At 45.0% G+C, this 19,979-nt stretch carries 24 protein-coding genes; 22 read left to right on the forward strand and 2 right to left on the reverse strand.

Going from position 1 to position 19,979, the window contains the following annotated elements:
• Window positions 1-71 precede the first annotated feature (71 nt).
• The gene (locus tag AC1WMD_RS11435) at window positions 72-653 is read left to right on the forward strand and encodes an ECF transporter S component (RefSeq protein WP_043904602.1); all 582 of its coding nucleotides are present in this window, start codon (window positions 72-74) and stop codon (window positions 651-653) included.
• Window positions 654-722: 69 nt separating this feature from the next.
• On the opposite strand, the gene AC1WMD_RS11440 is transcribed toward AC1WMD_RS11435, so the two are convergent.
• Window positions 723-1,334, reverse strand: a complete 612-nt coding sequence (locus AC1WMD_RS11440) for a sulfite oxidase-like oxidoreductase (protein WP_494257292.1) — start codon at window positions 1,332-1,334, stop codon at window positions 723-725.
• Between the two features lie 461 nt (window positions 1,335-1,795).
• Between AC1WMD_RS11440 and AC1WMD_RS11445 the strand changes: the two genes are divergently transcribed.
• From AC1WMD_RS11445 to AC1WMD_RS11465, 5 genes are all read left to right on the forward strand, one after another.
• Complete coding sequence (locus AC1WMD_RS11445) at window positions 1,796-3,196, forward strand: PepSY-associated TM helix domain-containing protein (RefSeq protein ID WP_494257294.1); 1,401 nt, start codon at window positions 1,796-1,798, stop codon at window positions 3,194-3,196.
• Between the two features lie 348 nt (window positions 3,197-3,544).
• Window positions 3,545-4,057, forward strand: a complete 513-nt coding sequence (locus AC1WMD_RS11450; RefSeq protein WP_494257295.1) for a DoxX family protein — start codon at window positions 3,545-3,547, stop codon at window positions 4,055-4,057.
• 292 nt (window positions 4,058-4,349) lie between these two features.
• Window positions 4,350-4,736: a GNAT family N-acetyltransferase gene (locus tag AC1WMD_RS11455; RefSeq protein ID WP_409994238.1), complete on the forward strand. Its 387-nt coding sequence runs from the start codon at window positions 4,350-4,352 to the stop codon at window positions 4,734-4,736.
• Complete coding sequence (locus AC1WMD_RS11460) at window positions 4,733-5,230, forward strand: GNAT family N-acetyltransferase (RefSeq protein WP_043904606.1); 498 nt, start codon at window positions 4,733-4,735, stop codon at window positions 5,228-5,230. The genes AC1WMD_RS11455 and AC1WMD_RS11460 overlap by 4 nt, the downstream gene beginning before the upstream one ends.
• A 113-nt stretch (window positions 5,231-5,343) precedes the next feature.
• A complete protein-coding gene (locus tag AC1WMD_RS11465; protein WP_043906535.1) occupies window positions 5,344-5,841 on the forward strand; it encodes a DinB family protein in 498 nt (165 codons plus the stop codon).
• A 61-nt stretch (window positions 5,842-5,902) separates the two neighbouring features.
• On the opposite strand, the gene AC1WMD_RS11470 is transcribed toward AC1WMD_RS11465, so the two are convergent.
• Window positions 5,903-6,655, reverse strand: a complete 753-nt coding sequence (locus AC1WMD_RS11470) for a nucleoside phosphorylase (RefSeq protein ID WP_494257296.1) — start codon at window positions 6,653-6,655, stop codon at window positions 5,903-5,905.
• A gap of 179 nt (window positions 6,656-6,834) precedes the next feature.
• Between AC1WMD_RS11470 and AC1WMD_RS11475 the strand changes: the two genes are divergently transcribed.
• From AC1WMD_RS11475 to hypE, 16 genes are all read left to right on the forward strand, one after another.
• On the forward strand, window positions 6,835-6,924 hold the full coding sequence (locus tag AC1WMD_RS11475; RefSeq protein WP_260676131.1) for a putative holin-like toxin: 90 nt from the start codon (window positions 6,835-6,837) through the stop codon (window positions 6,922-6,924).
• Between the two features lie 352 nt (window positions 6,925-7,276).
• Window positions 7,277-7,438 (forward strand): hypothetical protein, encoded by a 162-nt coding sequence (locus AC1WMD_RS11480; RefSeq protein ID WP_494257298.1) that lies wholly within the window; start codon window positions 7,277-7,279, stop codon window positions 7,436-7,438.
• 143 nt (window positions 7,439-7,581) lie between these two features.
• Window positions 7,582-8,109: a helical membrane plugin domain-containing protein gene (locus AC1WMD_RS11485; RefSeq protein WP_043904608.1), complete on the forward strand. Its 528-nt coding sequence runs from the start codon at window positions 7,582-7,584 to the stop codon at window positions 8,107-8,109.
• Window positions 8,102-8,485, forward strand: a complete 384-nt coding sequence (gene hypA, locus AC1WMD_RS11490; protein WP_043906536.1) for a hydrogenase maturation nickel metallochaperone HypA — start codon at window positions 8,102-8,104, stop codon at window positions 8,483-8,485. Before AC1WMD_RS11485 ends, hypA begins: the two co-directional genes overlap by 8 nt.
• Window positions 8,451-9,143, forward strand: a complete 693-nt coding sequence (gene hypB, locus AC1WMD_RS11495; protein WP_043904609.1) for a hydrogenase nickel incorporation protein HypB — start codon at window positions 8,451-8,453, stop codon at window positions 9,141-9,143. The genes hypA and hypB overlap by 35 nt, the downstream gene beginning before the upstream one ends.
• A 163-nt stretch (window positions 9,144-9,306) precedes the next feature.
• Window positions 9,307-10,278, forward strand: a complete 972-nt coding sequence (locus AC1WMD_RS11500; RefSeq protein WP_043904610.1) for a hydrogenase small subunit — start codon at window positions 9,307-9,309, stop codon at window positions 10,276-10,278.
• Between the two features lie 220 nt (window positions 10,279-10,498).
• Window positions 10,499-12,133: a nickel-dependent hydrogenase large subunit gene (locus tag AC1WMD_RS11505; protein ID WP_043904611.1), complete on the forward strand. Its 1,635-nt coding sequence runs from the start codon at window positions 10,499-10,501 to the stop codon at window positions 12,131-12,133.
• Window positions 12,134-12,700: 567 nt separating this feature from the next.
• Window positions 12,701-13,168, forward strand: coding sequence for a hydrogenase maturation protease (locus tag AC1WMD_RS11510; protein WP_043904612.1), 468 nt, complete (start codon window positions 12,701-12,703; stop codon window positions 13,166-13,168).
• A complete protein-coding gene (locus tag AC1WMD_RS11515) occupies window positions 13,158-13,460 on the forward strand; it encodes a hypothetical protein (protein ID WP_043904613.1) in 303 nt (100 codons plus the stop codon). Before AC1WMD_RS11510 ends, AC1WMD_RS11515 begins: the two co-directional genes overlap by 11 nt.
• A 235-nt stretch (window positions 13,461-13,695) precedes the next feature.
• Window positions 13,696-14,913, forward strand: coding sequence for a tetratricopeptide repeat protein (locus AC1WMD_RS11520; RefSeq protein ID WP_494257300.1), 1,218 nt, complete (start codon window positions 13,696-13,698; stop codon window positions 14,911-14,913).
• A gap of 1 nt (window position 14,914) precedes the next feature.
• On the forward strand, window positions 14,915-15,292 hold the full coding sequence (locus tag AC1WMD_RS11525) for a hypothetical protein (protein WP_043904614.1): 378 nt from the start codon (window positions 14,915-14,917) through the stop codon (window positions 15,290-15,292).
• 2 nt (window positions 15,293-15,294) lie between these two features.
• The gene (locus tag AC1WMD_RS11530; protein ID WP_494257301.1) at window positions 15,295-16,146 is read left to right on the forward strand and encodes a NifU family protein; all 852 of its coding nucleotides are present in this window, start codon (window positions 15,295-15,297) and stop codon (window positions 16,144-16,146) included.
• Entirely contained in the window at window positions 16,128-17,228 is a 1,101-nt protein-coding gene (locus AC1WMD_RS11535) for an NHL repeat-containing protein (RefSeq protein ID WP_494257302.1), read from the forward strand. Before AC1WMD_RS11530 ends, AC1WMD_RS11535 begins: the two co-directional genes overlap by 19 nt.
• Before the next feature lie 127 nt (window positions 17,229-17,355).
• The gene (locus AC1WMD_RS11540; RefSeq protein ID WP_043904617.1) at window positions 17,356-17,637 is read left to right on the forward strand and encodes a HypC/HybG/HupF family hydrogenase formation chaperone; all 282 of its coding nucleotides are present in this window, start codon (window positions 17,356-17,358) and stop codon (window positions 17,635-17,637) included.
• A gap of 144 nt (window positions 17,638-17,781) precedes the next feature.
• Window positions 17,782-18,903, forward strand: coding sequence for a hydrogenase formation protein HypD (gene hypD, locus AC1WMD_RS11545; protein WP_260676133.1), 1,122 nt, complete (start codon window positions 17,782-17,784; stop codon window positions 18,901-18,903).
• A 19-nt stretch (window positions 18,904-18,922) separates the two neighbouring features.
• Window positions 18,923-19,957: a hydrogenase expression/formation protein HypE gene (gene hypE, locus AC1WMD_RS11550; RefSeq protein WP_494257304.1), complete on the forward strand. Its 1,035-nt coding sequence runs from the start codon at window positions 18,923-18,925 to the stop codon at window positions 19,955-19,957.
• The last annotated feature ends 22 nt before the right edge of the window (window positions 19,958-19,979 follow it).

The following is a 19,979-nucleotide window of genomic DNA, read 5'->3' on the forward strand; positions in this document are numbered from 1 at the left end:
TTTATTTGACGCTCAAGATGGCAGCCTTCTTTCTTGTGAGGATGAATCACGAGAAGGAGAGGAGAATCGACATGAGAAAAATGAATGTCCGAGCGCTTGTCTTGATTGGGGTATTTAGTGCCATCTCGTATTTGCTGATGCTGTTAAACTTTCCGCTCCCGCCGTTTCCAAACTTTCTTTTGGTGGATTTCAGCGACGTTCCGGCATTGATCGCCGCGCTTTTGTACGGGCCGCTGGCGGGAGTGTTCGTGGAATTGCTAAAAAATGTGCTAAATTATTTCATGGTCGGCAGTCCTACCGGCGTTCCGGTCGGACATATCGCCAACTTCATGGCCGGGATTACGTTTATTTTGCCGACGTATTATGTGTACCGCAAAACAAAATCGAAAAAAGGAATGCTGGCTGGATTGGCCACTGGCACCGCCGTCATGGCGTTGATGATGAGCGTATTGAACTACTATGTGTTTCTGCCGGCATATACGATCTTTCTAGGCGCACCGGCGATGAGCGCGCCGGAAACAAAGGCGCTTGTTGTTTCGGCTATCTTGCCGTTTAACGCAGTGAAAGGATTGATGATCACGATTGTATTTATGCTCTTATTTGTTCGTTTGCATCAGTGGCTGCAAAAACAAACTGTGGCTAATCATGTTTAGTCATAGCAAAACGAGGACCCTTCCTGAGCGAAGCGGTCCTCGTTTTTTGTTCGGAAAGCTCCGTCACCATCACTTAAACGTGTCGGCTGGATTGGCAAAGCGTTCTTCTTTAAACGGATTGGCCGTCATCGAATAACCGCGCTGTTCCCAATATCCCGGCTCGTCTTTTTTCATAAACCGGATCCCGGATGCCCATTTCGCCCCTTTCCATAAGTAAAACGATGCGGGTGGAATAAAGCGGAGTGGATAGCCATGTTTTGGGGAAATATCCTGCCAGTCATGATGTTTATCTTTCCAGCGGTACACAAACAGCGCATCATCGCCCATCAGCGCCTCCAGCGGCAAGTTTGCCGAATAGCCGAAGCGGTCTCCGTTCAAATAGCCGTAAATTTTCACGTATTTCACATCTGTCTCCAGCTCAACAAAGCGCAAAAACTCGCGAAAGGCGATTCCTTCAAACGTTGTATCAAACTTCGACCACGTCGTCACGCAATGCATATCGATCGTCGATATTGTTTTTGGCAGCTCCATTACTTGCTGATAGGAAAGAGAGACTTCTTCTTTTACATCCCCAAATAAGCGGAATTCCCATGTTGATTCATCAAATGGATAGACATCTCCCTCATGGAGAATCGGCCATTTGTCGGTTTCGAATTGGCCTGGTGGCAGTTGTTTTGTCATCGGTGTGCACCCTTTCTATGTATGAATTTATATAAAATGATACGGCGAGAAAGCGGTGTACGCAACTATATTGGCAGGAAATAAATAGACATAGAGTGATGCCAGAAGCATTTTCTTGTATTGCTGCGATTGTGAACATGCAGAGTGTACCAGATAAAAATTCGAGCAGAAAATGGAAAAATTCGGAAAAAGACTTCGTGAAGTAAAAGAACGATTGAAGATGGAAGTATGTTGCTGATGGGTATCATGCTAAATCGGCTGAGTAACAAGTTTTTGAGTTGAGGAGAAAACATAAAAGTAATTGCAAAGTTCATTCCTGTTGAGACAGTTATTTATAAATTAATTCACAAGAAGTTCATAGTTTTACCACAAATGTTGGATATATTTTAAGAAGCAGCTTTTTCTTAAACATTGTGATTATAGGGAAAATGATTATGTACAAGGAAAGGAGAAAACGTGATATGAGTTTACAACAAGAGAGGCTGGATTATGCAAAAGAAACTGTCGCCAAACATGAAATCTCAAAGGCACAGTCGCTCTATCGCGCAGTCTGGCGCTGGCATTTCTATGCAGGTATTGTATTTGCACCATTTGTTATTTTACTAGCAATTACGGGTATTATTTATTTATTTAAACCACAGATTGAAAATGTAATGTACAAAGATTACTATTTTGTACAACCACAACCCGCACAAGAGAAGTTAACACCAGAACAACAAATTGAAGCAGTCAAAAAAGCCTATCCAGATGCCTCTGTAACACGGTATAAACCATCCTTTGAAGCAGATCGTTCCGCAGAAGTTGGAATTGCTGGAAAAGATGGAATGATGACGGTATTTGTTAATCCTTATAACGGTAAGATCATTGGGGATATAAAAGATGATGAAGAGTTCATGAATAAAGTGAGAAGACTGCATGGTGAGCTTATGATTGGAACAACAGGAGATCGTATTGTGGAAATGGCATCTTGTTGGGCCATGATTCTGCTCATCACAGGATTATATCTCTGGTGGCCTCGCAATAGGAAAGGTATATTTGGTACGCTTATTCTAAGGTTCTCAAAAGGAAAACGTACGATGCTACGAGACCTTCACGCTGTTCCTGCTTTTTGGTTTTCTTTATTTGTCGCCATGTTCATTTTAACAGGTCTTCCATGGTCTGGATTATGGGGGGATTTAATCAATCGTGTTGCAACCGCTACACAAACAGGGTATCCGACAGGCTTATGGGATGGAAATTTACCGAAGTCCACGATTCCTTCTAAAGATGTTGCTAAAGTACCTTGGGCGGCTGAGAATCTTCCTGTTCCAGAGTCAGGCCAATCAGGTGTAGCCGCTCCTTTATCAGTGTCGCAGATTATGAAAGTGGCCAATGAAAACAAAGTAGAGAAGGGCTATTCGATTACCTTCCCGCGAGGAGAAAAAGGAGTATATACGGTGTCTGTTTCTCCTGATAAACCGAAAGGACAAGCTACTTTGCATATTGACCAGTATAGCGGAAAGGTTCTGGCAGATTTACGTTTTGCAGATTACGGGGTGTTGGCAAAAGCCATCTCAATTGGGGTAGCGCTGCATGAAGGACATTACTTCGGATTAGCCAATCAACTCTTAGATTTAATTATTTGCCTTGGCTTGATTGGTAGTTCCGTTACGGGCATAATGATGTGGTGGAAACGTAAGCCATCTGGGACACTAGGGGCACCTTCATTACCTGAGAATTTTAAACTCTTAAAAGGTATAGCTGTCTTAATTATCATCTTAGGTATTGTATTCCCGCTTGTTGGAATTTCTTTACTTGTTGTTCTTGCTTTAGATTGGCTTGTAATCAAGAGGATTCCAGCAGTAAAACAATGGTTGGGATAAGTAAGAAAGAGCAGACTTTGTATATCGTCCATTTTACAGAAGGAATATGATGAAAAAAGCAATGGTAGCATTGCTCATCTTGACTGTTCTACACTCAAAATAATAATTGTTAATTGTTCTACCAGTCAACTAGAGGACACTGAATGTGCTAAATGCTTGTTTGGTGTCCTTTTTTATTGAAATAACGTGCAGAAGTGTTCAATATGAAATACAAACTAGGCAATCATGCCCAGTTATTTGTTTATTTATATTTAGTTCCTTTTATCCATTCTCGAAAAACATATAATCTATTATAATGATAATCAATATCAAATAAAAATGATAATCATTATCGAAGGAGGTTTTTTTGTGGTAATTAAATTCTTACGGGAAAATGTTTATGCTTCTTATGTACTCTTAGTATTGCGATTGTATCTCGGTTGGTCATGGTTGCAAGCTAGCTGGGGAAAAATTGTTGGCGGCAATTTTGATGCTACTGGATTTCTAAAAGGAGCATTAGAAAAAGTATCTGGTGACCATCCAGCAGTTCAACCTTGGTGGGCAGACTTTATCAGTGGTTTTGCATTACCTAATGTCGGACTTTTTAATATACTTGTTCCTTGGGGAGAATTTTTAGTTGGTCTTGGACTTATTTTAGGTATTTTTACTACTTTTGCAGTGTTAATGGGGCTGGTTATGAATTTTTCCTATATGTTTTCAGGAACGACCAGCACAAACCCGCAGATGGTTTTAATCGGAATGTTTATCATTATTGCCGGTTTTAATGCGGGGAAAATTGGGTTAGACCGTTGGGTAATTCCATTTATAAATAAACGGATACTAAAAAAGAAGAAGCAAGGAGATTTGCCCCAAAGCGCTTAATTAAATAAATCTATTATTTATATCCTACTGCAATAAGTATACAAAGAAGTACAAAATAAATCGGGAATAATTCGTTAGACAAAACTCGTTCAGAAGGCTGGAGTCTTACTCCGCCTTCTTTTTTATCTCAGTGGGAAGGGATTTCAGCGACATAAGAAGAAAATGTATGAAACAAATAAAAGCTAGACCGAATCGCAAATGCGCTTCAAAAAGAAACGATTTCGAGAAAGTAAGGGGGATAGGAGTGAACATTCACATCCATAGAGATTTATCCAATGCCAATTGGCAAGAGATGAAAGAAGTGTATGAATCCGTCGGCTGGACAAAACATACGGAAGAAGTCATCCAGCAGGTATTTAAAGCAAGCAATGTCATCGCACTTGCCCTTTGTGACGGCCGTATCGTCGGATTCGGCCGTGCACTTTCCGATGGGGTGTTTAATGCCGCGATTTATGATATCGTCGTTCATCGCGATTTTCAAGGGCGTGGCATCGGGAAAGCAATCGTCGAAGATTTGCTTGACCAGCTGCAGCATATTTCCTGTGTTCATTTGATTGCCACGACGGGGAACGAGCCATTTTACCAGCAAACAGGGTTTAAAAAGGTAAAAACGGCGATGGGGCGGTATCGTAGCCGCGATTTAGCGCAGGAATATTTGGAGGAGGATGGAAAAAGATGAACGTAAGGCATGCGACGGTAGACGATGCGGAAGAATTGGCACACCTTATCTTGCAAGTAGAAAAAGAATCGGACTTTTTGCTGTTTGAGGCAGGTGAACGAACACTCACCCCGGAGCAGCAGCGAAGCCAAATTGAAGCGATGCAGAATCAGGAAAACTCCACGATATTGGTGGCAGAGGCGGACGGGAAGCTCGTTGGGTATTTAGTCGCAAGGGGCGGGCGCGCCAGACGAAATAAACATACGGTATATATTGTCATTGGCGTGTTGGCTTCGTACAGAGGAAAAGGAATCGGTACGATGCTGTTTGCCGAATTGGAGCGTTGGGCTCGCACAAAAGGTATTCATCGGCTGGAATTAACGGTGGTCGTCGACAATCAGCGCGCCGTATCGTTGTATCGCAAAATGGGATTTGAACGAGAAGGAATCAAGCGGCATTCTCTTTTGATAAACGGAAAATATGTTGATGAATATTATATGGCAAAATTGTTGTAATGTGAGAAAGCAATCGTTTTTCCACGACAATGGAGTCGAATTTATATGATGATTAAAGCAGTGTAAAAGGATAGCATAAGTTGGACGAGAGGGGGGAACTGTCGATGGAAGAGATGAAGCTAATTGTTCGAATCGCTTTGCATCGGATGTATGATCATTATCTTCCTAAACTGCTTCATTCCATTCAAGCATTAAATACAGAACAGCTGTGGGAGCGCCATGGGCGGGGAATCAACTCAATCGGGGGCATCGTATTGCATATTTGTGAGCATGTAAAGCGGAATACAATCCGTTACTTGCATCCCAACAAAAAGTTTGATACAGGGATCGAAGAATATTTTCCGCAATGGGATGTTGAGCCAAACGTGCTTTGTACCATGGTCCAAGAGGTTTTTGATAACTGGAAGCGTGAGTTGGTTAACATTATTAATAAAAACGAATGTAATACCGTTGATATACATAGCCTTTTCCATTTAGTTGAACATACAAGCTACCATTTAGGACAAGTTGTCGATAGAGCGAAGAGAATGACGGGAATTTCATTTCAGTTTTGCCAAAACGGATTAAATGAAAAAACGTTACGGTTGATTATTGAAAGTGAAAAGTTCTGATTGGTGCTTTTTGTTATAAGATGTGTAAAGGTGGCAAGAAGTTTCTTGCCACCTATGATTTTTAAACAGTTAATGATGTAGATAAGTATATGGCGAGTTCGCGAATTTTTTCGTCCGTTTCTCTTTTCTTTTTCTGTTGGTCTGGATCTATAGTATAAAAAGTATCACCTTTGATAATGTGATCGGATAAATTAAGGAGCGCGACGGCTTTTTTGCCAAATTTTTTCGCCACGGCTAAGGTTGTCGCTGTTTCCATATCGACCCCAATATGCCCTTTTTGCGCCCACGTTTCTGCCATTTCTTTTGTCTCCATCATGATGGCTCCGGTTGTAAAGACCGTTCCGGTGACATAACGATACTGTTTCTTTTCGCAAAATTGGACTGCCGCTTCTACTAGTTGTATATCGGCTTGGACCATTTGTTGATCCGGCAAATACCAATGGGAAACACCGTCTGCCATTTCCGCTCCAGTAACAATGAAAATGTCGCCAAACTGTACATTGTGCGACAGACCTCCAAAGTAGCCAGTCTGAATAAACCGCTGCGTCCCAAGGGAGGCAAATTGGTGACAAATCACGGCGGCGCTTGGACCTCCAAACACATTGGCAAAGCCGATCCGCTCATGCTTCCAAAGACCGACGACACAGTTCCAATGTGGGCGCCATGTTGTTTCGTGCAAAATTTGTTTCCATTGTTGCAAGTTTGTTTCGTGTTCCCAAGCTCCATGGACAATCATGGCAGACGGCACGTCCTTTTCATCAATGCGAAAGGCTTGTAGCCAATCATGTTTCGTAAACTCTCCGTATAGCTTCAAATTACCTCTCCTTTATTCTAATGTTCTAATCATTTTTTCGCTTTTAGTGAAAGATTCCTATTTTTATTTTAAAATACGAATATATATTCGTATTTTTTGGGATTTATGGTATAATAAACATGCACAGCTACATGCAGGGTGGGCAGTGGCTACTCCCTTGAAGAGAGGGGGTGCTGCTGATGATGAACGTTACTGATGCGCTGACGTTAATGATTGCGTTTGCATCGCTAATCGTAGCCGTCATCGCTGTATCTAAAGACAAAAAGTAACCCACCCTGCTCGGCCTAAGTAAGGGTAGGTTACTATCCGCTTTCCGGGCCACTGCACTTCTTGCAGTAAGCTGTGTATCGATGGGACATTGGTTGCCGCCAATGTCCTGTTTTTATTTTATGCTATTCAACTTTATTATACGCATACTGTGTGTGTCATGACAAGAAAATTATCCGTTTTTCTGTAGAAAACAAGAGGAGAAATGGTTAAGAAGAAGGAATTTTAGATTATTCGCAAAATAGATTTAGTATAAGAAGACTGTGAAAAGGAGGGATGAACATAGGAAATGGTCACTTTTTACCAGCTCCCCTAGTTTTATCGCGAGTTTATTAGTCAAAGAGCTCATCAACAATGGCAGCTGGACAAGATCTATTTCTTGTGTTCCCTAGCATGAAAGAAAAAGTAGAACGAGAAATGGATAAAATTGCTTCTGCCAACGGCTATGTGCGTGAAAAATGGCCATTATCGCAGGGATATTACAAAAGCGATTCTTTCGTTTTTCATAAAATTTGATAGATGAATAGGGTTTTTTATGGTATAATTATCACAAGATTTGCAATTATTTAATTATTATTTTGGCAGCTAGCAAATAAGACAACGGTGTTGCCAAAATGACTCGCTTTTTATTCTGTGGAAATCGGGAAGGAGGAATCATAATGGGGGAAGCTGGGAAAGGAGCGGTCATGGAGACGACAATTGATCACTTGTTGGTTGAAAAGCTTTCAGATCCGCGAACGATAGAACAACTAATCCGCCTGCTCGATAAGCTGGAGAGTGTAACGTTTCTGCTAGATATGCTGGAAAATTTTCTTCGGCGCGGACCTGAATTTGCTGATTCGATCAACGAACTTGTTATTCTTTTGCGACAAAGCTTATCCAGACCAGAATATGTTACACGTTTCGAGCATGCCTTAACTGCGTTGCAGCGAATGCAAGAATTTCTCGATTCTCCGCAAGTTCAAGAGCTGTTCAAATCCGATGTTTTGGACGTGCGTTCGGTGCAAATGATTGGAAAAGTGTCTCGTTCATTGCTTCAGGCCTCTAAAGAGGCGGCGGAAACGGGAACGAAACGTGTGGGAATCATTGGTCTGATGCGGGCCTTAAGTGATCCCGAAGTGCAGCCAGCGCTTAATTTTGTCCTTAATTTTGCGCGACACTTATCAAAGGAGATCAACGATGCATGAGTTATCTATTGCCCACAGTTTAGTTGAATTAGCGATGGAAGCGGCGGAAAAGTCGGGAATAAAGCAAGTCAAAGCGCTGTATCTAAAACTCGGCGCTTTGTCGGGAGTCGTAAAAGAAGCTTTAGAATTTTCCTTCGATGTCGTCGTTCAAGGAACTTCTTTGGAAGGAGCAAAACTGGTCATTGAAGATGTTCCCGTAACAGTTTTCTGTCCTGACTGTCAAGAAGAGCGGATTTTGCCTGAACCGTTTCCTATGCGTTGCCCTGTATGCGGGACAAAAACTGGTCAAGTGATCGCGGGACGAGAGATGGAATTGTACGCTTTGGAAGGTGGGGAAGAAATTGCAAGAGCTGACGTTGAATCCTCGAATTGTTGAAATTCGTCAGAATGTTTTGAAGAAAAATGACCTTCTTGCTAGAGAATTACGGAAGCGGTTTCAGAAAGCAGGCGTTTATGTCGTCAATCTCGTTTCCAGCCCTGGAGCGGGGAAAACGACACTGCTTACAGAAGTGCTTACCCGCCTTGGCAAACGATATCGAGTCGCCGCTTTAGTTGGCGATTTGGCCACGGAAAACGACGCGGATCGCTTGCGGCAAAGCGGGGCAAAAGTACGCCAAATTACAACCGGCACCGTTTGCCATCTGGAAGCAGAAATGATTGAGCGAACGTTGCAAGATTGGGACTTGGAAAAAATCGATTTCCTTTTTATTGAAAATGTTGGGAATCTCGTCTGTCCTGCAAGTTATGACTTGGGAGAAAACCAGCGTGTCGTTCTCTTTTCCGTGACAGAGGGCGAGGACAAACCGGTAAAATATCCAACCATCGTCAACAGCGCTGATACAGCGATCATCACAAAAATTGATTTAGCGGAAGCGGTAGGTTTTCAACGAAACCGTTTTTACGAAGCGCTGAATGAGGTGCGGCCAGGCATTCGCATTCATGAAGTTTCTGCTCGCACCGGAGAAGGCATCGACGAATGGATTTTGCGTTTAGAGGCGGACAAATCAGCATTTCATATGTCCAGCTCCGTATAGATTATATAGAAAGGAGAGGAATAAATCCGAAAACGGTTGTTTAAAAGTAACGAAGATACATGTAAAGGGAGCATGCTTTAACGAAGATGAAAAAAGACTTGAATGTTTTTTAATTATTCACAACCTAGTCTAAAAGACTCATATTTTTATGGAGGTGGAGAAAGTGGTAAATCTCCTTTGGATGCACGGCGGTGCGTGCAATGGAAACACGCAATCGTTTTTAAATGCGGAAGAACCGACGGTCATTGATTTAGTTACCGATTTCGGCATTAACATTTTGTATCATCACTCTTTATCGATGGAGTTTGGCGAGCAAGTCCGTCGCCTTTATGAACAAATTCTCAATGACGAAATCCCGCTGGATATCTTGGTGGTAGAAGGGACAATTATTCAAGGGCCAAACGGAACCGGGCGCTATGATATGCTCATGGATCGTCCGAAAAAAGACTGGATTTGGGATTTCGCCCATAAAGCGCAATACGTTGTTGCAATCGGTGACTGCGCGTGCTGGGGAGGAATTCCGGCGACAAAACCGAATCCGTCTGAGTCGATTGGCCTTCAATACATGAAAGAAGAACGCGGGGGATTTCTCGGAACACAATTCCGTTCGAAAGCAGGATTGCCGGTCATTAATATTCCTGGTTGTCCGGCTCATCCTGACTGGGTGACACAAATTCTTGTTGCTATTGCTACTGGCCGTTTGGAAGACGTTGTTTTAGACGATCTTCAACGTCCGCAAACGTTCTTTAAAACGTTCACCCAAACTGGGTGTACGCGTGTGCAATATTTCGAGTGGAAAGAACCGGTCGAAGAGTTCGGACAAGGTACGCGAAAAGGATGTCTCTTCTATGAGCAAGGCTGTCGAGGTCCAATGACTCACTCGCCATGCAACCGCATTTTATGGAACCGTCAATCTTCGAAAACTCGGGCAGGAATGCCTTGCATTGGCTGTACGGAGCCTCAGTTCCCGTTCTTTGACCTGGCACCGGGAACCGTGTTTAAGACGCAAAAAATTCTTGGTTCGATTCCAAAAGAAGTGCCACAAGGCAGCGATCCGCTCAGCTACTCTGTGAATGCGGCATTGGCGCGGGCAGTGGCGCCGAAGTGGGCAAAAGAAGATATGTTTGTGCCGTGATAAAAACCGAAAGATCGAGACTTGAGCCATCGGGATGAAGTGGGAATCGGTTTTGAACCGAGCCAACAGGACGCAAAGCACCAACGAGGTGTGTGTCCATGACACTTAACGGAACATCTACACGAAGGTGTAGAAGCAACTCTTTTGTACGCTAGACATCGTGCAGAGGTTCAGATGCCATTTAAGGGAAACCATTTTAGAAGTGGGGTGCTTAAAGAGCATGAAAAAACAAGAAACAATTGTAAAAACAAACAAAATGGAAATTAAAGTACATTCTCTAGGCCGTGTAGAAGGCGATTTGGACGTAAAAGTAGCCATTGAAGATGGAGTGGTTGTGGACGCTTGGACGGAAGCAACGATGTTCCGTGGTTTCGAGATGATTTTAAAAGGAAAAGATCCGCAGGCCGGTTTGATTGTTACCCCGCGGATTTGCGGCATTTGCGGCGGAAGCCATCTCACGAAAGCAGTTTATGCGCTCGATACGGCTTGGGGCACGGAAGTACCGCCGAATGCGACGCTCATCCGCAATATTGCCCAAGCGGCGGAAACGATTCAAAGCATTCCTCGTTGGTTTTATGCTTTGTTTGCGATTGGTTTGACGCATCGAAATTACGCTTCTTCCAAGTTGTACGATGAAGTGGTTCGTCGTTGGGCTCCTTTTGAGGGAGAACATTATGAGATTGGCGTCGTTGTTTCAGCTAAACCAGTGGAAATTTACGCGATCTTTGGCGGACAATGGCCACATTCTAGCTTCATGGTCCCTGGAGGCGTTGTTAGCGCGCCAACTTTGTCCGATATTACCCGCTCTATCTCGATTTTGGAATATTATCGGGAAACCTGGCTGGAAAAAATTCTTCTTGGTTGTTCTGTCGAGCGCTGGCTGGAAAACAAGACTTGGGCCGATGTTCTTGCATGGCTCGATGAAAAGCCGGAACACCGCGATTCCGATCTTGGCTTGTTCATTCGCTACAGCATGGAAATCGGCTTGGACAAATATGGAGCAGGTCCGGGACGCTATTTAGCTGCTGGAAACTTTTTTAATCCGCAGCAATACCGCTATCCGACGATTGAAGGGCGCAATGCTGCATTGATTGCCCGTTCCGGCATATTTGATGGAGAAAAGTTCCATGATTTTGACCAAGCACGGATACGGGAAGACCATACCTATTCTTTCTATCGTGGCAGCGGCTCTTACCATCCGTTTGAAGGAGTAACCGATCCACTTGATCCGGTCGAAGGACAAAAAGAAGGAAAATATACGTTTGCTAAAGCACCACGTTATGATATTCCGGGCATCGGAGAAACTCCTCTGGAGGTAGGTCCGTTGGCTCGCCAAGTAATCGCTGGTCGCCCTGGTGCGCAAGAGTGGCAGGATTATGATCCTCTATTTTTGAACATTATTAAAGAAATCGGGCCAAGTGCGATGGTGCGCGTGTTGGCTCGCCTTCACGAAGCCGCGAAATATTATTTGCGCATGAAGGAATGGTTGAAGCAAATCGATTTAAACGAGAAATTTTATATCAAGCCGAAAGAATTGCCTGAAGGGCGTGGATTCGGGGCTACGGAAGCGGCTCGCGGCGCTTTGGCTGACTGGATTCAAATTAAAGATGGAAAAATTGAAAATTATCAAGTTGTTACTCCGACAGCATGGAACATTGGACCGCGAGATCGTCACGGTCAGCGCGGACCTATCGAAACAGCGATGATCGGTGTACCTATTAAAAATCCTGAAGATCCGGTCGAATTGGCTCATATTGCCCAAAGCTATGATTCGTGTCTTGTTTGCACCGTTCATGCTTATGACGCTAAGTCGCGTAAAGAGTTAGCCAAATATGAAGTGATTAAAATGTGTTGATATCTCGAATATGTGAAGTTTGCGATAAAGCGTTTTTCTGCCGTGCCAGCATTCACGTACAACTGTAATCCTAATAGTCTAGTAAAACATTGAAAAAGGGAACGATAATGGGAATGGCAGCTCCTTGAAGTGGTGTGCTTGCAAAAGGAAGTATAAGCAGTTTGTTAAACATCTATAAAAATGTATGAAATCATGTCTCCTGTTATTGGACGCGGAGAGGTGGATGTTCTCCATCTTTTCCATTGTCTCCTGTCTTATGATAAAAAATCATCTCCCTCTTCCGCATGTAAAATGGTCATTAGGAATATCTTGCACCAATTCTGCTGGCTGAACCAGTACCAAATTCAACTAAGGGAGGTGTAGACCTGGTTACTAAAATCGTTGTCGTGTACGGACCGATGGAAGGAATGGTGCACGATAAGTATCGTCGCTGACAGCGAGCTACGGGGTGTCTTTCACAGCAGGTGAGACATTAGGATTCCCTTTCTGATGGAACTCAGGTATTTCCTGGTTCCATCGCGATGTATCGATTTTTATAGATTTTAATTTTAGTAACCAGGAATTCGTATGACCGTTATTATTGGATGTGGCAATTTGCTCCGAAGTGATGATGGAGCAGGACCTATGCTGATCCGTAAATTGTGGGAACAGGGGGTTCCCACGGGAGTCCGTTTGGCTGATGGTGGAACTGCTGGCATGGATGTAGCTTTTCAAATCGGGGATGCAGATGAACTGATTCTTGTAGATGCCTGCAAGTCAGGAGCTGAACCGGGCACGATTTTCGAAATTCCGGGTGAAGAGGTGGAAACTCCTCCCCTAAAAGATGTAAACCTTCACGATTTTCGCTGGGATCATGCGATTGCCTTAGGTAGGTGGCTTCTAAAAAGTCGCTTTCCGAAGAAAGTGACCGTTTTCCTGATCGAAGCTGAAAACTTATCGTACGGATTTGGATTGTCTCCAACCGTGGAAGCAGCCTTAGATCGTTTGGCGGAGGAGTTACTTCAACGCTTAGGAGGAAAAAGAAGTGAAGCTTGAACTGACGTCAACGGGTTATCTACATATTCCCGCCGAAGAAGCGGTGCGGTTCCCTACGGGAACCGCCATCGCTTTAGTACGTGGCGAAGAACTGTGGGTGATGCCGGTAAGTCATTTGGGAGCGGGCGGATTACTGTTAAAACTACGCAATCCTCGTGGAGATCGAAGCATGTTTGTCCAAGAATTTTTGCCTGAAGGTGTGACGCCGGGAATTCGCGATGCCGTATGGGATGACCAATATGGAGCGCTTCGCATACCACTTTTTTGTTCCGACACGATGACGGAGAAGTAATCATTACAAAAATATATAGCCACAAAAGCCCATGACTATGGTGATCGGGATGAAGCGGAAAACGGTTTTGAATCGAGCCGACAGCTTGCTAAACACCAGTGAAGTGTTTGTCCATGATACTTAACGGAACAAAAGGGAGTGCAAAACTCTTTCGTACGCCAGAATCTACCGACTTTAGTCGGGCAGAGGTTCAGTTTTCGTTTCCACATTTAGTTTTATAAAAGGGGGAATAACAGTGCTGCAGCCACAGCCAATCGGTGTTTTTCCTGGAGCGGCAGGTTTTTTTCTTTTACCACCAGTTCCAGAAGCAGATCAATTCATATCCCTTCTTCTCCGCGGACATTTTCCCGATAGTTGGCCGGAGAGCTGGCGCTTTTTTGCTGCGGCGATTGAGGGAAAAAGCGAAGAAGAGGTTTTAACATTGTTGCCGGAAGGGCCGGAAGCTGCTTACAACCGTTTTATTTTAGATCCGCAAGCACATACGTATACTTTGGCCAAAGAAGTGGTCACAGGGGATCTTTCCCTTCTTTTGGATGCAGTGGCGTGGCGCCTTAAATTGTGTGAAACTCCCCCGCCGCTTGGTGATACTACAGGAGAAGTACGGGCGTTTTTACTGGCAACTCAAGCGTACGACGCGTTTCAACGAAAAGATTGGCCGACGGGGCTTCCGCTTCTTTTCGAAGCCGCCACTATAGTCGAGGACGTGTCTCCTGTTTTTTCCGCTCGGCTTTATGCGGAATGGGCGGCGACAAAACAAATGCTTGGTGATCACGGAAAGGAAACGGTAGAAGGATACCAAAAAGCTCTCGCTCTTTTAGAAACGTCGTCCTTTCAGGAAGCTAGGGCTGAGCTGTGGTTTCAATTAGGCTCAGTGTATCAAACTGGAGCCGAAGGACGGAAAGGTTCTCTTCTAGAAGCGGCCAGATGTTATCATGAAGCACTGAAAGTATATCGAAAAGATAGTTATCCAGAAGAGTATGCAACTGTTCATATGAATCTTGCATTAGCGTATTTAGCCATGCCGTCTTTAGACCACAGCGCCTATTTGCGCACGGCGACAGCGATTCAGTCATTGAGAGAGGCTTTGCGCATTTTTAAAAAAGATACACACCCGGAACTTTGGGCAAGCGCCACGGTCAATCTAGCCAATGCACTGCAGCATGTGAAAACATCTCATCTCGAAGAAAATCTTTGGGAAGCGGTAGCTCTTTATGAAGAGGTGCTTGAAGTGCGCCGTCCTAAAGATGATCCGCTAGGATATGCCCGTGTCTTAGCCAATCAAGGGAATGCTTTGGCACATCTAGGCGCATTTTCTCGAGCAGTACCTCGATTGGAAGAGGCATGTCGATTGTTTCGTACATATGGAGAACATGAGGCAGCGAATGCCGTCGAAGACATATTAGCGGAAATTGCCCAAATGAACAGGAGAATGTGTGAAAGAGAGGAAGAATAGCATGAATCCCCACGAACAACAATACTTTAATCTTTTGTTGGCTATGGCGGTTGACCGTTTTAGTGAACGCATCATCCAACGAAATGAAGGGGTGCAAAAAGCGCTAGAACGGCTTCGCGCAAATCCTGATGGAGAGGGAATATGGCTGAATGAATTTGTGGACGCTTTCTTTCGCGACGCTCTTCTTGATAATCCGGCGGGTTCTTGCTTGATTTTGCAGGCTTTAGCCAATCAGCGTGTCAATGATCTTTCTAACATTGTTGAACGTGTTACGGTTGGAGAAATGTTGCAGGAGATGGCCAAACAAACATTTGCCGTCCTATTGCATCGGAAAACCGAAGAAGCGCTTGAGCAAACGTTGGCTTTTGGAGGTGAGTGATCATGAAAATTCAGCAAGAAGAGGATTTTCAAGCTTTGGCCGAACGGGTGGACCGGGTGTTGGACTCGATTAAGGGACTGCCAGAAGACGCTCGGATGAAGGCGATGGAATTGAAAAAAGCCATCGAAGCGTTTCACGAACATGCTCTTAGAAAGCTCGTCCGTACGTTTCGTGAAACGGAGGCGGGAAAAGAATTGCTGCTGAAGGCAGTAGAAGATCCTTCTATTTATGCGATGTTTTTGATGCATGGAATCATTAAACAAGATTTGTTTACCCGTGTCGCTGCCGCGCTTGAAGAAGTGCGTCCTTATATGCGTTCGCATGGCGGTGGCGTGGAACTAGTGAAAGTAGAAGGAAAGACGGTTTATGTCCGCCTCCAAGGAGCCTGCTCCGGTTGTTCACTATCTGCTGTGACGCTGAAAAACGGGGTTGAGGAAGCGATTAAAGCCCGTGTTCCGGAAATCGAAAATGTCGTCATGGTCGAAGAGGAAGTGGCCTCCGGCTACTTGCCGTTTCACGTTATGGATGATACCGGCAATTTAGAACAAAATGGATGGGTGCAAGGACCATCCGTTTCAGAACTGGAAGAAGGCCGCCCTGTTTGCTTTTCACATGAGGAGCACGACGTTTTGCTAGTGCGCATGGATGGAAAGGTAATGGCATTTCGCAATCAGTGTCCTCATATGGGGATGCCTCTTGACGGAGGAATGGTGGACGGCCCTATTATTACGTGTCCATGGCATGGCTTCCGTTTTGATTTATCAACCGGGGAATGCATGACGGCACCTCACGTGCAACTAGAACCATTTCCAGTGCGGGTGGAGGATCAGAAAATATGGATACGATTAGGTTGACCGCTTATCCTGAACGGTGGTTGGGGGGACCGGCCCCGGGTGGTCTTGCGTTGCCTCCGGCTCAGCCAAACCGGATTCATCTTTATGCGCCGCGTGGAGTGTATATAGACGATGATGTTGTAGTGGTGGCCGACAGCGGCAACCATCGCGTGCTCATTTGGTACGGTTGGCCGGAGAACGATCATGCGCCGGCTGACATCGTTTTAGGTCAGCCTGATTTTGAAACAGAGGGACCAAAACTGTTTCATCTCCCAACTGGTGTTGCGGTCATTGAAGGAAAGCTATTTGTCGCAGATGCGTGGCACCATCGTCTGCTCATTTGGGAAACATTGCCGAAAATAAATAACCAACCTCCCGATTATGTTTTAGGACAGGCCGATTTGTCCGAAACATCCCCTAATCGGGGAGGAAAAGTCAGTCCGATGGGATTTTATTGGCCATATGGTTTTGCTTACATTAATGGATGGTTTTACGTAGCTGATACGGGAAATCGCAGAGTTTTAGGGTGGAAAGGTTTGCCGGAAGATGACCGTGTTCCCGATTTGATTCTTGGACAACCCAATGGTTATGCGAACAGCGAAAATCGGGGAAAAGGCGTAGGAATGGATACATATCGCTGGCCTCATGCTATTGCCGGCGATAGAAATACGTTATATGTTGCGGATGCGGGCAATCACCGCGTCCTCGGTTACACGCCACCTCCAGAGATAGATCGGCCAGCTGATTTAGTTCTCGGTCAACAAGATTTTACTCAATCATTTGAACTTCCCCATGTCCCGCAAGGTCCCCGGCGATTTCGGTTTCCTTACGGGATCGCGCTATGCGGCAATTTGCTTGCGGTGGCAGATACGGCCAACAGCCGCATCCTTCTTTTTACTGAGTTGCCGCGAAAAGGCACGTATCATCCTGCTTCGTACGTTATTGGTCAGGCGGATTTCGAAGGGATGGGAGAAAACCGCTGGCAAGCCGTAACAAGGGATTCACTATGCTGGCCGTACGGGATTTGGTGTCATCAACATCGGCTGGCCATCGCTGATTCGGGAAATAACCGCGTCATCATTTGGCGTCTTGAATTCAGATAAATATAAAAGCATAGGGAATTTTCTAGTTTGAGGGAACTGTGTAGTTGCAAGAAAGAATTTCGTCTTTTTTATTAAAATTTAACGTCCGAAATTTCGAATTTATTATAAAAAAGGGAGGGACGCATCCATGTGTTTGGCTATTCCAGGCCAAATTGTAGAAATGTTTGATGATGATCATCATTATGCCGTGGTCGATGTTTGTGGTGTGCGCCGCAAAATTAACATTGACTTATTGAAAAAGGAGCGCCTCCTTCTTGGAGACTGGGTGCTCATTCACGTTGGATTTGCGATGAGCAAAATCAGTGAAGAACAGGCGGCCGAACAATTGAGATTGCTTAGCATGTTAGATGAATCGGACGAAGCGATAGAGGAAGTAAAAGGCTATCAATTTGATAAAGAAAAAGTTTGAACCATTATCTTTTTTGCATAAATAGACAACGTTGGAGGCTTGATACAACAAAAGACAGATTGTTTGTCGATGATGACTCGTTCAGTATAAGGCGATATGTATGCAGATAGGTGTTGGTGATCCAAATATGGGAGGTGTAGTTTTATGACGACGATGAAATATGTTGACGAGTTTCGCGATCCAGAACTAATCCGCAAGATATCCGAAGAAATCCACCGTCTCGTCGATCCAAATTATCATTATCGTTTTATGGAAGTTTGCGGAGGACATACCTTTTCTATTTTTCGATTTGGATTGCAAAATCTGCTGCCGGAAAATATTGAACTTGTTCATGGACCGGGATGCCCTGTCTGTATTCTTCCAATGGGACGCATGGATGATGGACTGTCTATTGCCCAGCAGCCAAACGTCATTTTCACCGCTTTCGGTGATGTGATGCGTGTTCCCGGGAAGCATGGAACGCCTCTCGAACTAAAAGCTAGAGGGGCCGATATTCGCATGGTTTATTCTCCTTTAGATGCTTTAAAAATAGCGCTGGATCATCCTGATCGGCAAGTTGTGCTGTTTGCGATTGGTTTTGAAACGACCGCTCCGTCAACGGCATTGACGCTGATGCGCGCTCGTGAACTGGATGTGTCCAATTTTTCTGTATTTTCCAATCACGTCCTGATTATACCTGCGATTCAGGCGATTTTGGATTCTCCGGATATGCGCATTGACGGGTTTATTGGGCCTGGTCATGTTTCATCGGTAATCGGCGCCCATCCTTATGAATTTATCGCGAAAAAATACCGAAAACCTATAGTCATCTCCGGTTTTGAACCGCTCGATTTATTGCAATCGATCCTTATGCTTGTGAAACAAATGCGCGAAGGGCGGTTTGAAGTCGAAAATCAATATAGTCGTGTCGTTCCATCCGAAGGAAATATTTCAGCGCTTGACGTCATGAAAGAAGTTTTTGAAATTCGGCCTCTTTTCGAATGGAGGGGACTTGGGACAATTCCGCAGTCTGCGCTAAAATTGCGCCCTGAATTCGCTAAGTGGGATGCGGAGGTACGTTTCCAAATCGAAGGAGCCCGTGTGAACGATCCGCAAATGGCGCAATGTGGAGAAGTGTTAAAAGGTGTGTTAAAACCACATCAATGCAAACTGTTTGGCAAAGAATGCACTCCGGAACATCCTGTGGGCGCTCTCATGGTGTCATCGGAAGGAGCATGCGCTGCCTATTACCATTACGTTCATTTGCAAGATACAGTGGGGAAATAAAAGAAAGGAAGGGGCGAACATGAAGACTGCCAAAGTGCATTTTACTGATTCTTGCATTGAATTGGCCCATGGCGCCGGTGGGAAAGCAAGCCGAAGACTGATCGAAGGGCTGCTAGTTCCTTATATGATGGGGGACAAGCCGACAGAATTAAATGACGCGGCGTATGTTGACGCAGATGGATGCCGATTGGCGTTTACAGCAGATAGCTTTGTTGTCAATCCACGCGTCTTTCCGGGAGGGTCTATCGGCGAACTTGCCGTCAATGGAACGATAAACGATTTGGCGATGGGGGGAGCCAAACCGTTAGCTTTAGTGACTACACTTATTTTAGAAGCGGGGTTGGCGACATCGGAACTGGAGCGGGAAGTGGCAGCTATAGCTAAGGCGGCCCAACGCGCTGGAGTGCCTGTGGTCGGGGGCGATACGAAAGTAGTGGAGCATGGAAAAGCGGACGGGCTGTTTATCACTACCGCCGGCATCGGCCTCACAGATCCACGCGTTTCTCTTTCAGCCAAAAACGTTCAACCGGGTGATCAAGTCATTCTGTCTGGTCCGATTGGAGACCATGGGATTACTGTTCTCTTGGCTAGAGGGGAATTGGATTTGGAAGCCGATCTTACTTCCGATACTCGTCCGCTCTGGCCGTTTGTATCAGCGCTTATTGAGGTGGCAGCTCCGGGGTTGCGATGGTTGCGCGATCCAACCCGCGGCGGCGTGGCGACGGCATTAAATGAATTAGCACGGGATGCTCAGGTGGCTGTTATGCTCGATGAAGAGGCAATTCCAGTACGCCCGGCAGTACGCGGTGCCTGTGAAATTTTAGGATTGGATCCCCTTCATATTGCGAATGAAGGGCAGTTTCTCGCCATCGTTTCGCCGGAATACGCCGATATCGCGTTAAAAACGCTGAGAAGCGTGCCAGGCGGAGAGGATGCGCAGCGCATCGGCGAAATACAGGCAGAACCAAAAAAAGCAGTTTTAGCACGTTCCCGGTATGGAGGCACGCGAATGATTGATATGCTGATCGGCGACCCATTGCCGCGTATCTGTTAATCAATCATGAGAATTCTTAATC

The sequence above is a fragment of the Parageobacillus sp. NEAU-HV-2 genome (genome assembly GCF_059115485.1).